At 75.5% G+C, this 12,090-nt stretch carries 10 protein-coding genes; 4 read left to right on the forward strand and 6 right to left on the reverse strand.

Features of this window, described 5'->3' with window-relative positions; all coding sequences use genetic code 11:
• Positions 1 to 140 precede the first annotated feature (140 nt).
• The 3 genes from ACFU9E_RS32090 to ACFU9E_RS32100 all read right to left on the reverse strand — a co-directional run bounded on the left by ACFU9E_RS32090 (position 141) and on the right by ACFU9E_RS32100 (position 6,206).
• Positions 141 to 1,829, reverse strand: a complete 1,689-nt coding sequence (locus tag ACFU9E_RS32090; protein WP_380684509.1) for a DUF5719 family protein — start codon at positions 1,827 to 1,829, stop codon at positions 141 to 143.
• A 6-nt stretch (positions 1,830 to 1,835) separates the two neighbouring features.
• On the reverse strand, positions 1,836 to 5,702 hold the full coding sequence (locus tag ACFU9E_RS32095) for a glycosyltransferase (RefSeq protein WP_380684510.1): 3,867 nt from the start codon (positions 5,700 to 5,702) through the stop codon (positions 1,836 to 1,838).
• Positions 5,703 to 5,936: 234 nt separating this feature from the next.
• Entirely contained in the window at positions 5,937 to 6,206 is a 270-nt protein-coding gene (locus ACFU9E_RS32100) for a WhiB family transcriptional regulator (protein ID WP_030310813.1), read from the reverse strand.
• Positions 6,207 to 6,828: 622 nt separating this feature from the next.
• Here ACFU9E_RS32100 and ACFU9E_RS32105 point away from each other — a divergent pair.
• The 3 genes from ACFU9E_RS32105 to ACFU9E_RS32115 all read left to right on the forward strand — a co-directional run bounded on the left by ACFU9E_RS32105 (position 6,829) and on the right by ACFU9E_RS32115 (position 9,776).
• Positions 6,829 to 7,464 carry a cysteine dioxygenase gene (locus tag ACFU9E_RS32105; RefSeq protein ID WP_380684511.1) on the forward strand — a complete coding sequence of 212 codons (636 nt, stop codon included), beginning with the start codon at positions 6,829 to 6,831 and terminating at the stop codon, positions 7,462 to 7,464.
• A 63-nt stretch (positions 7,465 to 7,527) separates the two neighbouring features.
• Positions 7,528 to 8,487 carry a 2-phospho-L-lactate transferase gene (cofD, locus tag ACFU9E_RS32110; protein WP_355373241.1) on the forward strand — a complete coding sequence of 320 codons (960 nt, stop codon included), beginning with the start codon at positions 7,528 to 7,530 and terminating at the stop codon, positions 8,485 to 8,487.
• Complete coding sequence (locus ACFU9E_RS32115) at positions 8,484 to 9,776, forward strand: coenzyme F420-0:L-glutamate ligase (RefSeq protein ID WP_380684512.1); 1,293 nt, start codon at positions 8,484 to 8,486, stop codon at positions 9,774 to 9,776. The genes cofD and ACFU9E_RS32115 overlap by 4 nt, the downstream gene beginning before the upstream one ends.
• Positions 9,777 to 9,795: 19 nt before the next feature.
• On the opposite strand, the gene ACFU9E_RS32120 is transcribed toward ACFU9E_RS32115, so the two are convergent.
• From ACFU9E_RS32120 to ACFU9E_RS32130, 3 genes are all read right to left on the reverse strand, one after another.
• Positions 9,796 to 10,242 (reverse strand): PIN domain-containing protein, encoded by a 447-nt coding sequence (locus ACFU9E_RS32120; protein ID WP_380684513.1) that lies wholly within the window; start codon positions 10,240 to 10,242, stop codon positions 9,796 to 9,798.
• On the reverse strand, positions 10,239 to 10,478 hold the full coding sequence (locus ACFU9E_RS32125) for a type II toxin-antitoxin system Phd/YefM family antitoxin (protein WP_380684514.1): 240 nt from the start codon (positions 10,476 to 10,478) through the stop codon (positions 10,239 to 10,241). The genes ACFU9E_RS32120 and ACFU9E_RS32125 overlap by 4 nt, the downstream gene beginning before the upstream one ends.
• 82 nt (positions 10,479 to 10,560) lie before the next feature.
• Positions 10,561 to 11,544, reverse strand: coding sequence for a DNA-3-methyladenine glycosylase family protein (locus ACFU9E_RS32130; RefSeq protein ID WP_380684515.1), 984 nt, complete (start codon positions 11,542 to 11,544; stop codon positions 10,561 to 10,563).
• 39 nt (positions 11,545 to 11,583) lie between these two features.
• On the opposite strand from ACFU9E_RS32130, the gene ACFU9E_RS32135 reads away from it, so the two are divergent.
• Positions 11,584 to 12,075 carry an SgcJ/EcaC family oxidoreductase gene (locus tag ACFU9E_RS32135; protein WP_380684516.1) on the forward strand — a complete coding sequence of 164 codons (492 nt, stop codon included), beginning with the start codon at positions 11,584 to 11,586 and terminating at the stop codon, positions 12,073 to 12,075.
• The last annotated feature ends 15 nt before the right edge of the window (positions 12,076 to 12,090 follow it).

A 12,090-nucleotide genomic window follows, 5' to 3' on the forward strand; every position in this document is an offset into this window, starting at 1 on the left:
TAGATCTTTACCTACCTGGGGGCGGCGTTGGGGGGGCACCCCCCCCCCGCCACCCACCCGCCAACCCACGTGCCCTGCCCCCACCCCGGGGGGGCCCCCCCCCGTGATCGGGTGCGGCCCCTCCGGCGTTGCGGGCGCGTTCAGCGCAGGACCACGCCCGGGTCCTGGGCGGCGTGCGGGACCTTGACGCTGGAGCGGTCGTCGCGCAGCGCCTGGACGGTGAACATCGGCACGTCCTTGGTGGTGATCGCGAGCATCCGGGCGGCGACGACCGGGCCGCCGGAGACGGTCTCCACGGTGAGCGCGTAGCTCCCGTTGAGTCCGGCGGGCTCGGGCGCCGGGAGGGCGACCGTGCCGCCGGCCGGCAGCTGGACCTCCTTGGTGGCGGGGGTTCCGCCGCCGGTGCCGGCCGAGGCGGTGACCCGGACGGTCGCGGCCTCGCCGGTGGAGGTGAGGAAGAGCGTGGACGCGCCGCCGCCCCGGTTGTCGGCGACGGTGGCGCGGGCGCCGACCGGCACGGTGCCGGTCAGCCAGGCGGCGTCGGACTTGCCGTTGGCGGCGGCGCGGTCGACCCGCAGGCCGGCCACCACCGGGGTGGGGTGCTTGTCGTCGCTGGGCGACACCCGCAGGCCGGCGACCTCGTCGCGGGTCACCTTGCCGAGGTCGACGGCGGCCACCATGCCGGCCTTGACGTGGATGGACTCGTTGCCGGCCGGGGTGAACCAGCCGTTCTTGCCGGAGAGCTCGATCTTGAGGTCGGCGTCGTCCTCCGGCGGGGCCCAGACGACCAGGCGGGCGGCCGTGGTGTCGGCGGGCAGGCCGGGCAGCACCTGGACGGGCGCCGGGTCGGCGGAGGCGGGCACCCAGTCGGCGCCCTTGCTGCCGTCGGCGGCGTGCAGGGCGGCGCCGACCCGGCCGCTGCGGGCCACCACGTGCACGGCGAGGTCGGCGACCTGGCCCTTGCTGAGGGTCGGCAGCAGCACCGACTGCGAGCTGCCGGGGGCGATGGTGATGCCGTTGCCGGCGTCGTTCTCGATCAGGCCCTTGTCGCCGTAGAGCTTGAGGTCGACCACGGCGGCGCTGGACTCGGTGTTGACGAGGCTGATGTAGTCGGTGCGGCCCTCGGCGGTGGAGGCGCCGGCGAACCAGAAGCCGGTGCCGGCGGGCGTGCAGGTGATCCCGGACAGGCCCAGGCCGCGCTGCTCGGTGACGGTGGTGGTCTGGGTGACGGTGAAGCCGGGGGCGAGCGCGCCGGTGGCGACGGCCCCGGCGCCGGGGGCGATGTCCCCGTTGGCGGCGGGGGCGGTCACCGGGGTGCCGGGCTTGGCCAGGGTGAGCCGGGCGTCGGCCGGGGCGGTGTCCTTGTCCACGGCCGCGGCGGCGGTGGGCGCCGCGGGAGCGGGCGCGCCGGTGGCGGCCGGGGTCGCGGGCGCGCCGCTGGGGGCGGCGGCGGGCGGGGCGGCGGGCGCGGCCGCGTCGGAGAGCCAGCCCGCACCGCCGGTGGCCTCGCCGGCGCCCGGCGGGGTGTAGGCGGTGAGGCTGGTGGAGCCGGTGAGGCCCTGCAGCGGCAGCGGGCAGACCGCGGTGCTCCGCTCGACCTGCGCCGACGTGGCGGTGGCCGCGTCGGTGCGGGCCGGGGCGGCCGGCGGGCGGAGCTCGGCGATGCCGACCACCGCCGCGAGCACCACGGCCGCGGCCAGCAGCGACTGGGTGGTCTTCGCCGCACCCGAGCCCTTCGGCGCGGGGGCGCCGCCCGGGGCCCCGGCGGGCTCGGCCGCGGGGACGGTGCCCGGTGCGGCGGACTTCTTCCTGAAGGCGGGCTTCTTCATCGCGGGTCAGCTCCCCGATCCGTGGTGGTGCGGGTACCGGCCCGGGCCGTTCGGGTCGTGGGGCTCGTTCGGGTCCGGCTGCTCGTAGTAGGGCTCGGCCTGCTGCTGGCCCGGCACCCACGGCTGCTGGCCGGTCTGCTGAGCGGCCTGCTGGTAGGGGTCGTAGCCGTACTGCTGCTCCGCCGGGTACGGCGGGTAGCCCTGCTGCTGGTAGCCGTCCTGGCCGCCGTAGCCCTGGCCGCCGTACGGCGCGCCCACCGGCTGCTGGGCGGCGTAGGGGTCGTAGCTGTACGGGTCGGCCTGCGGGTACGCCTGGTACGGGTCGGTGTACGGCTCGGCCTCCTGGGCGGCGGCTGCCGCCTGGACCGCTCCGGCCACCGGCTCGGCCGCGGACTGCGCCGGGATGGTGCCCGGCCGGCCCTCGTACACCCCGGTCTCCGGTTCGTCCGTGTCCGGGACCGGGCTCTCGGCGCCCTCGCCGCGCTCGGCCATCCGGCGGGCCCGGCGGCTGCCGGGGGCCGGGGCCTGCGCCTGGGCGGCGGCGGCCAGCGCGGCGGCCTCGACCACGTCCTCGGGCAGGTCGTCGTCCTTGTGGCTGCGCCGGCCGGGCAGGGCCAGCACCAACACGGTCAGGCCGAGCAGCAGCTGGGCCCAGATCCAGCCGGTGTGCAGCAGGCTGCCCTCCCGGGTGACCAGCAGCTTGCCGCCGCCGGCCGGGAGCTTGAAGCCCTGCGCCCAGCCGTCGACGGTGACCGGCTCCAGGGCGGTGCCGTCCAGGGTCGCCTTCCACTCCGGGGCGGCGGACTCGGCCAGTCGCAGCACCCGGCCCTCGGGGCCGGCCGGCAGGGTGGTGTCCAGGTCGCGCTCACCGGCCGGGACGACCACCGGGACGGTGCCCGGGGCGGTGATCAGCGCGCGGGTGGCGGGGGTGCCGTCGACCTGCCAGAGTGCGGCGCCGCCGTCCTGGTTGGCCTTGACCAGGCCGGGGGTGGTGTCCAGGACGTCCTTGAAGACGCCGATCAGCGGCTGGTCGACCAGTACGTAGGCGATGCCGTAGCGGGAGAGCGCGCCCGCCTGGTCGGCGCCGGAGCCGGCCAGCAGGCTGCCGACCGTGCGGTCCAGGCCGGCCGTGGTGCCGGTGGCCGGGTCGACGGTGGACTCGGCCTGGCCGAGCGTCAGACCGGCGCCGCGGACCACGGTGTAGCCGACCGAGCCGCCCTTCGGGTCGCCGGTGACGACCAGGGTGCGGGAGCGGTCGGTGGTACCGGCCTGCTCGGCGATGAACGCGGGCACCTGGGCGCCGCGGCCGCGGTGCAGCGGACCGTCGGCGCCGGTGACGGCCCACCAGAGGCCGGTGCCCAGCGGGGCGAGCACGGCGGCGGCCACCACCAGGGCGGCGACCGGCTGGCGCCAGCCGAAGGCGATGCCGGCCACCCGGGCGTTGGCGCCGTCGGCGCCGATCGCGGCGGCGGCGAGCAGGGCCACGCCGGCCAGCAGGGTGGCGGGGCCGGACCACGCGGGAACGGCCGGGCCGCCGGAGGCCGGGGTCACCGAGGTGCCGGCCACCGCGACGGCGAAGACCAGTCCGGCACCGGCGGCGCCCCAGGCGGCGAGCACCGCGCGGCGGCGGTCGGCGCGCAGCAGGGCGGCCAGCGCGGCGAGCACCACACCGGCGGAGAGCCACACCGGCGGCACGCCCGCGCCGCCCGGGTTGACCAGGAGCAGCCCGGCGGCGGTCGGCCCGGCGCCGTGCAGACCGGGCAGACCGGCTTCGAGTAGCAGTCGCTGCGGGTGCGTCAGCACCTGGAGCGACCAGGGCGCGAGCACGCCGACCGGCACCGCGAGGATCACCAGGACGCGCAGGCCGAGCAGCCGCAGCGCCGTGACGCCGGAGCCGAAGGCACCGCCGCGGACCACCGCGACGACCAGCATGGCCAGGCAGAGCGGGACGGCCAGCGCCCAGATCAGCGGGACGAAGGCGGTGGCCAGGGTGAGCAGCAGGACGGTCATCCAGGCGGGCCGCCAGCCGGGGCGGGCGCCCTTGGCGGCGCTCTCGTCCCGGATGCCGAGGCCGGCGGTGATCGCGGCGGCGCGGGCCAGCGGCGGCAGCAGCACGGCCAGCACGGCGGTACCGATCCGGCCCTGGGCGAGCGCGCCGGTAGCGGCGGGCAGCAGCGCGTAGGTGGCGCTGGCCCAGGCGCGGACCAGCTTGGAGTCGATCAGCGGCCGGGAGACCAGGTAGGCGCTGACGGCGGAGAGCGGCACGGCGAGGACGACCAGCAGGGTGACCGCGAGGTCGGCGTGGTCGAACAGCAGCCAGGAGAGGACGGACAGCACCGCGAGGTAGGGCGGCGAGGCGGCGGTGGAACCGGTGCCGACGGGGTGCCAGGCGTCGGCGTACATCGACCAGAGCCCGGCCGCGCCGTCGGTGGCGGGCAGCAGGGCGCCGCCGAACAGGGCGTCGGCGCCGAGCAGGCCGCGGCAGGCGACCAGGGCGAACACCAGCAGGGCGGCGAACAGCACCGGGGCGGGGCGCCGGACGAGCTTCTTGACCAGCGCGAACTGCTCGACGACCAGGTCCTCGGCGTCCTCGTCGCCGCCGGCCTCGGCGGTGCCGTGCCGGCCGGCGCCGGCGTCGTCGCCGCCCCCTATGCCGAGCGAGCCGACGACGCCCTCGACGGCGAGCCGGGCGGTGGCGCCGGGTGCGGGGAAGAGCGTGCGGTCGTCCAGGGCGTCGGCGGCACGGCTGCGGGCGCGGCGTTTGCGGGCGGCCAGCAGCCGGGGCAGCCGGACGAGTTCGTGGCCGAGGCCGGCGAGTTCGTCGAAGGCCTGCTTGGGGTCCTTGCCGAGCAGGTTGGCGACCACCCGCAGCAGGGTGCCGAGCACCAGCCGCAGCAGGACGTAGGGGAGGAGCGCGCCCTTGGAGTTGGCGAGCAGGGTGTAGACGGCGCCGGCCTTGTCCACCCGGTGCGGGTGGGCGGGGCCGCAGTCGATCGCGCGGCGCTCGCGGCTGGCGGCCTCGGCGTGCCGGAGCACGGCGTCCGGGGCGACCACGACGCGGTGGCCGGCGGCGTTGACCCGCCAGCAGAAGTCGGTGTCGTCGCGCATCAGCGGCAGCGCCCGGTCGAAGCCGCCGAGCGCCTCGAAGACGTCGCGGCGCACCAGCATGCCGGCGGTGGAGACGGCGAGCACCGGGCGGACCTGGTCGTGCTGGCCCTGGTCCTGCTCGCGCCGGTCGAGGCCGGTCCAGCGGCGGCCGGAGCGGGCGATGCTGACGCCGACCTCCAGCAGCTGCCGGCGGTCGTACCAGCTGCGCAGCTTGGGACCGACGACGGCGGCGCTGGGGGTGGAGTCGGCGACCTGGAGCAGCCGGCGCAGCGCGTCGGTCTGCGGTTCGCAGTCGTCGTGCAGCAGCCAGAGCCACTCGACGGGCTGCGTCTCCCGGGGGCCGCCGCGGCCGAGGTCGTCCTGCTCGCCCAGCGGGTCGCCGAAGTCGTCCCAGCCACCGGTGACCGGGTCGTAGCCGGAGGGGTCCAGCCGGTAGGGCAGGTCCTCGGCGCGCAGCGGGGGGCTGTTGAAGACGGCCTCGCCGACGGCGGTGCCGAAGCCGGCCCGGCGGCCGAGGACGGTCGGGCCGCTCTCCGGGAGCCAGTCGGCGAGGGTCTCGGCGAGCAGGCGCGGGGAGTCGTCGGTGGAGCCGGTGTCGACGGCGAGCACACGCTGCACCGGGCGGTCCTGGCCGAGCAGGCCGGCGAGGGCCCGGGGCAGCCAGCGGGCGCCGTCGTGCGAGACGATCACGGCGGTGACCAGATGGCGCGGGTAGGCGGGCGGCCTGCTGGAGGAGAGGCCGCTCTGGTGGCTGTAGACGGTCATCGCGTGCGCGGGCCCCAGTTCTCGGTGGACACAGCCGGTGAACGGCAACCGGATGGCGCACCACACTAACGGCTCCGGGTTGCGGCTCCGTCCACGGTGTCCGTCCCGGGCGCCCGGCCGGGAACGCGAAAGCGCCTCACCAAGGGTGGTGAGGCGCTTCGTGACAGCTCGTCCGTGCGGGCCGGGTGTTCGAGGATCCGGGGTCCGGGGATCGGGGGGACGCGTCCACCCCGGTCAGACGGCGCTCTTCTTGAGCCGGCGGCGCTCGCGCTCGGAGAGACCGCCCCAGATGCCGAAGCGCTCGTCATTGGCGAGGGCGTACTCCAGGCACTCGGAGCGGACCTCGCAGGCGAGGCAGACCTTCTTGGCCTCGCGCGTGGAGCCGCCCTTCTCGGGGAAGAAGGATTCCGGGTCGGTCTGGGCGCACAGCGCGCGCTCCTGCCAGCCGAGTTCCTCTTCCTCCTCGATGCCGTCACCGATCAACAGCTCAAAGAGCTCGCTCATGTGGCGCGCCTCCTCTGCCCCTATTGGCGTCCCCGTGGTTGCCGTTGCCTCGTGCGGCCGACGACACGAGTGAAATTACAGTTGCGTCACTCTGGCCCAGTCAAGCCGAGCTCTGGTATTGGGGCCAGGATTCACTCCCCGGCACCAAGCCGTTACGAATAGTGTACATAACCGGACACAACGGACCTCTCGCCCGATCGCCCTCGAAGGCCGCCGAACCCTCCGCAACCGGGGGCCGGGTGACACGCAGTCACCGCCACAAGGCCGGTCATCGGCCTCCCTTCCCGGCGATCTTCCCATCGAAACATAGAGGGTGATTTATCACCCCATCGGGTAGTTCATGACTCATCTCTCCCGAATGTCCGCTCTCCCCGAGTTGACACCGGCCCCTCCCGTGCGATCTCCTTGCCCTCATGTCAGAGTTCGCCAGCCCCCGGAGCGGTTCCGCCCTCCGCCGTGCCGTGAACTCCTGTTGTCGCCTCTGTTCCTGCCGCTGTATCTAGGCGCCCGCCGTCCCGCCGCGCGCCGCCCAGGAAGCACAGAGGCCGCCCGCGATTCCCGCCCCAGGACATCCCGGATCCGGCTGATCCCCTGACGACCCAGCCCTCCGAGGACGACTCCCGTGCGAATGATCCGCATCCGCAAGCGGAACCGCGACCGCAGCAAGACCACCCTCCGCCGGCCCCCCGTCGCCCTCTCCCCCGGCGGCCACCCCGTGGGCCACCCGTGGGCCGACGGCCTCAGCGACGTCTCCATCGCCGGCGACCCGCTGGCCTTCCCGCACCTCGCCCGCACCGACCTGCCCACGCACCCGGTCACCGTCGCCGACCACGCCCGGCTGGTGCGCGAGATCGCCGCCGACCGCGCCCGCTGGGAGCCGCTCGTCCGCTACGACGCGCTCACCCGCTGGTACGCCCGGCTGGAGACCGGCCCCGGCTACGAGGTCTGGCTGCTCAGCTGGCTGCCCGGCCAGAGCAGCGGCCTCCACGACCACGGCGCCTCGGCCGGCGTGATGACCGTCGTGCGGGGCGAGCTCGTCGAGCGCTCCCTCACCCACGCCGGGGACGGTGCCCGCACGCTGCGCCCCGGCGGGCAGCGGGTGTTCTCCGCCGGCTACCTGCACGAGGTGGTCAACGGCTCGCTGGAGCCGGCCGTCTCCATCCACCTCTACAGCCCCGGCCTGACCGAGATGAACCAGTACGGCGGCGCCACGGCCGTCCCGGAGCAGCACCAGCAGACGTCCGCCGAGGTTGGCTGAGACCCGGCGGCAGGTTGTCGAGGACCGGGCTGACGACCCGTCGGCGCGTGGCAGGATGGGCGCATGCGCATCGTGGCACTGGCAGGCGGGATCGGCGGAGCGCGTTTCCTGCGCGGACTCCGGGAGGCCATCGGTCCCGAGGACGAGATCACCGTCATCGGCAACACCGGTGACGACATCCACCTCTTCGGGCTGAAGGTCTGCCCCGACCTCGACACCGTCATGTACACCCTCGGCGGCGGCATCCACGAGGAGCAGGGCTGGGGCCGGACCGACGAGACCTGGTCCATCAAGGCCGAGATGAAGGAGTACGGCGTCGGGCCCGAGTGGTTCGGGCTCGGCGACCGCGACTTCGCCACCCACCTCGTGCGCAGCCAGATGCTCACCGCCGGCTACACCCTCAGCCAGGTCACCGAGGCGCTCTGCGTGCGCTGGCGGCCCGGGGTGCGGCTGCTGCCGATGAGCGACGACCGGGTCGAGACCCATGTGCGGATCACCGACGAGCAGGGCACCCGGGCGATCCACTTCCAGGAGTACTGGGTCAAGCTGCACGCCGCCGTCGACGCCGAGGCGATCGTGCCGGTCGGCGCGGACACCGCCAAGCCGGCGCCCGGCGTGCTGGAGGCCATCGCCGCCGCCGACGTCATCCTCTTCCCGCCGTCCAACCCGGTCGTCTCGATCGGCACCATCCTCGCCGTGCCCGGCATCCGGGCCGCCGTCGCCGCCGCGCCCGCCCCGGTGGTCGGGCTCTCCCCGATCATCGGCGGGGCGCCGGTGCGCGGCATGGCCGACAAGGTGCTCGCCGCCGTCGGCGTCGAGGCCACCGCCGAGGCGGTCGCGCTGAACTACGGCTCCGAGCTGATCGACGGGTGGCTGGTGGACAGCGCGGACGAGGCGTCCGTCGCCGCCGTCGAGGCCGGCGGGATCGCCTGCCGGGCGGTGCCGCTGCTGATGACCGACGTCGCCGCCACCGCCGAGATGGCCCGGGCCGCGCTCGCGCTCGCCGAGCAGGTGCGCGGGTGACCCTCCAGGTCCTGCCCGTCGGCGGGCTGCCCGAGATCGACGCCGACTCCGACCTCGCCGGGCTGATCGCCAAGGCCGCCGAGTACCAGGACGGCGACATCCTGCTGGTCACCTCCAAGGTGGTCAGCAAGGCCGAGGGCCGGATCCTGGAGGCCGCCGACCGGGAGGCCGCGATCGACGCCGAGGCCGTCCGGGTGGTCGCCCGGCGCGGCCCCACCCGGATCGTCGAGAACCGCAACGGCCTGGTGATGGCCGCCGCGGGCGTCGACGCCTCGAACACCGCCCCCGGCACCATCCTGCTGCTGCCCGAGGACCCGGACGCCTCCGCCCGCGCGCTGCGTGCCCGGCTCCACCAGCTGACCGGGCGCCGGCTCGCCGTCGTCGTCACCGACACCTTCGGCCGGCCCTGGCGCAACGGGCTCACCGACGTCGCCATCGGCGCCGCCGGGCTGCCCGTCCTGGAGGACCACCGGGGCCGCACCGACTCGCACGGCAACGAGCTGGCGCTCACCGTCACCGCCACCGCCGACGAGCTGGCCGCCGCCGCCGACCTGGTGAAGGGCAAGGCCACCGGCACCCCGGTCGCCGTGGTCCGCGGCCTCGGCCACCTGGTCACCGTCGAGGACGGCGAGGGCGTCCGGCCGCTGATCCGGCCCGCCGACCAGGACATGTTCCGGCTCGGCACCTCCGAAGCGATCCGGCAGGCCGTCACCCAGCGGCGCACCATCCGCGCGTTCACCCCCGAGCCGGTCGACCCGCAGGCCGTCCGGCGCGCCGTCGCCGCCGCGGTCACCGCGCCCGCGCCGCACCACACCACGCCGTGGCGGTTCGTGCTGCTGGAGACCCCCGAGGTGCGGACCCGGCTGCTGGACGCGATGCTCGCCGCCTGGCGCCGCGACCTCGCCGAGCTGGACGGCTGGGACGAGGCCAGGATCGCCCGCCGCACGGCCCGCGGCGACGTCCTGCGGGCCGCCCCGTACCTGGTGGTGCCCTGCCTGGTGATGGACGGCTCGCACGACTACCCCGACGAGCGCCGCGCCGCCGCCGAGCGGGAGATGTTCACCGTGGCGATCGGCGCCGCCGTGCAGAACCTCCTGGTCACGCTGGCCGCCGAGGGCTACGGCTCGGCCTGGGTGTCGTCCACCATGTTCTGCCGCGACACCGTCCGCGCCGCCCTGGACCTCCCGGCCCACTGGGACCCGATGGGCGCCGTCGCCGTCGGCCGCCCCGCCGAACCCCCGCGCACCCGCCCCGACCGCTCCGCCGCCGCCTTCATCGAGGTCCGGTAGGAGGGATCGGCAGGAGGAATCAGCTGTCGAGGTCGTCCGGCAGCAGCCGGAAGGCCTCGTGGTCGGTCAGCGGCCGGACCGCCCGGAAGTGCCTCCGGTCGACGGTCAGCACGGCGTCGGTGCGGAACTCGGCGGCGAGCGCGACGTTGATCGCGTCGGTCAGGCCGATGTTGAGCTTCGAATACGTACGCATCACAACCCTGGCGGCTCCCAGGTGTGCGCCTACTTCCGGAACCTCGTACCGGCCGATCGCGCACTTGTCGATGATGTCGTCGAGGATGCGCATGGCCCCGTCGGCACCGAGCGACTTGGTGGCCAGGTAGTCCAGCTCGGCCAGGACCAGCGGGGAAATGACGAGGTGCCCGACCGTGCGCAACGCGGCCCGGCAGGCGTGGTGCTCCTTCTCCGCCGGCGAATAGCAGGAGAGCAGCGCTCCCGCGTCCCCGACCACTGCGACGCCGCTCACTCGCCGAACCCTTCCATGGCACTGTCCAGATCGTCGAGAATCCGGCGGCCGCCGCTGATGACCGGCAGGTCGTCGATCTCGTCACCCATCGGGTCGGTCCGGAACGGGTAGACGGGCTCGGCCAGGTGCGGCGGCACGATGGTGGCCACGTGGCGGCCGTCCTTGGTGACGGTGACCGTCTCGCCGCGCTCGACGGCTCCTATCACCCTGGCCGTCTGCTGGTTCAGTTCCCTCATGGTTGCTTCCATGCGGCCAGCGTACGCCGGGTACTACGCCGTAGTGCGTCGCTGATCGGACAGCTCACCCGAAGGTGTGGTGTCAGCGGTGGCGGTGGTCGTTGGGGGTGAGGCGGGGGCCGAAGCGGGGGGCGTGGGTGCCGGTGGCGAGGATCAGGCGGCAGAGGCGGTGGCGGTGGGGGCGGTAGGGCTCCAGGAGGGCCAGCATCTGGGCGTCGTCGCTGCGGACGCGGCCGGCCAGGGCCCAGCCGACGGTGTTGGGCAGGTGGAAGTCGCCGACCGAGACGGCGTCGGCGTCGCCGTTGCTGCGCTGCAGGGTCTCGGCGGCCGTCCAGACGCCGATGCCGGGGACGGCGGTCAGGCGGGCGAAGGAGGTCTCGTGGTCCATCGCGGAGGCCTCCTCCAGGCGCGGCGCCAGGCGCACCGCGCGCTGCACCGTCGCCGAGCGCTTCGGGTCCACGCCCGCGCGGTGCCACTCCCAGCTCGGCACCAGGGACCACTCGCGGGCCGAGGGCGCCACCCGCAGGCCCTCGACCGGGCCGGGCGCCGGGGTGCCGAAGGCGCGCAGCAGGGTGCGCCAGGCGCGGTAGGCCTCGCCGGTGGTGACCTTCTGCTCCAGGATCGCCGGCACCAGGGACTCCATGACCAGGCCGGTCCTGACCAGCCGCACCCCGGCCACCTCGCGCTGGGCCTCGTGCAGCGGGCCGGACGGCAGGACCAGGCCCGCCGGGTCGTCGGCGGCGCCGAGCAGGTCGGGCAGCCGGTCGAGCAGCCACGGGGCGCCCGGGCCCCAGGCGCCCGCCTCGACGACGCCCTCGGAGGGGCGGGCGAGCACCCGCAGGGTGCCGATGCCGGCCGGGGTGCGGGAGGCGCGCCAGACGGCGCCGTCGGCGGTGGTCCGGTACGCCGGGTCGGCCGGGCCGCGGCGCAGCGGGAGCAGGGTGCGGGTCACGTCCAGCGGGAAGCCGGGCCGCCAGCGGCGGACGGCTCCGCCGTCGGTGCGGCCGCCGGCGCCCCGGGGGGCGGGCAGGCCCGTGTGCGCGCCCGTGCGCGTGCTCCCGCTCACCGTCGTGCACCTCCTGCGCTGTCCGTCGACCATGGGGATATGAACGATACGCGGGTGGCGGAGTTGTCCCCAGGTGACGAGAGTGCCGTGCGGTCCCTCTACCACCGGGTGCTGGAGGGCTGGAACCTGCGGGACGGCGCGGCCTTCGCCGGGCCGTTCGCGCCGGACGGCGAGGTGATCGGCTTCGACGGGACCCGGCACGCCGGCCGGTCGGTGATGGCCGCCGAACTGGGGCGGGTCTTCGCCGGCCACCCGACGCCGGAGTACGTCGCCAAGGTGCGGCGGGTGCGGGCGCTGGGCCCCGGGGTCGCGCAGCTGGACGCGGTCGCCGGCCTGGTGCCGGACGACGCCCAGGACGTGGACCCCGCGCTGAACGCGGTGCAGACGGTGATCGCCGTCAACGCGGGCGCGGGCTGGCGGATCGCCCTGATGCAGAACACCCCGGCCCGGTACGACCTGCGGCCCGATCTCGCGCGGGCGCTGACGGCGGAGCTGCGGGAGCTGGTCGGGCGCGGGCCCGGACCGGGGTGACTGCGGCGCGCGGCG

The sequence above is a fragment of the Kitasatospora sp. NPDC057595 genome, assembly GCF_042800875.1.
Taxonomy (GTDB): domain Bacteria; phylum Actinomycetota; class Actinomycetes; order Streptomycetales; family Streptomycetaceae; genus Kitasatospora.

Coding starts and splice junctions, on each gene's coding strand:
- ACFU9E_RS32090 (WP_380684509.1), bottom strand. CDS start 1,829: ATGAAGAAGCCCGCCTTCAGGAAGAAGTCCGCCGCACCGGGCACCGTC.
- ACFU9E_RS32095 (WP_380684510.1), bottom strand. CDS start 5,702: ATGACCGTCTACAGCCACCAGAGCGGCCTCTCCTCCAGCAGGCCGCCC.
- ACFU9E_RS32100 (WP_030310813.1), bottom strand. CDS start 6,206: ATGAGCGAGCTCTTTGAGCTGTTGATCGGTGACGGCATCGAGGAGGAA.
- cofD (WP_355373241.1), top strand. CDS start 7,528: ATGCGCATCGTGGCACTGGCAGGCGGGATCGGCGGAGCGCGTTTCCTG.
- ACFU9E_RS32125 (WP_380684514.1), bottom strand. CDS start 10,478: ATGAGGGAACTGAACCAGCAGACGGCCAGGGTGATAGGAGCCGTCGAG.
- ACFU9E_RS32135 (WP_380684516.1), top strand. CDS start 11,584: ATGAACGATACGCGGGTGGCGGAGTTGTCCCCAGGTGACGAGAGTGCC.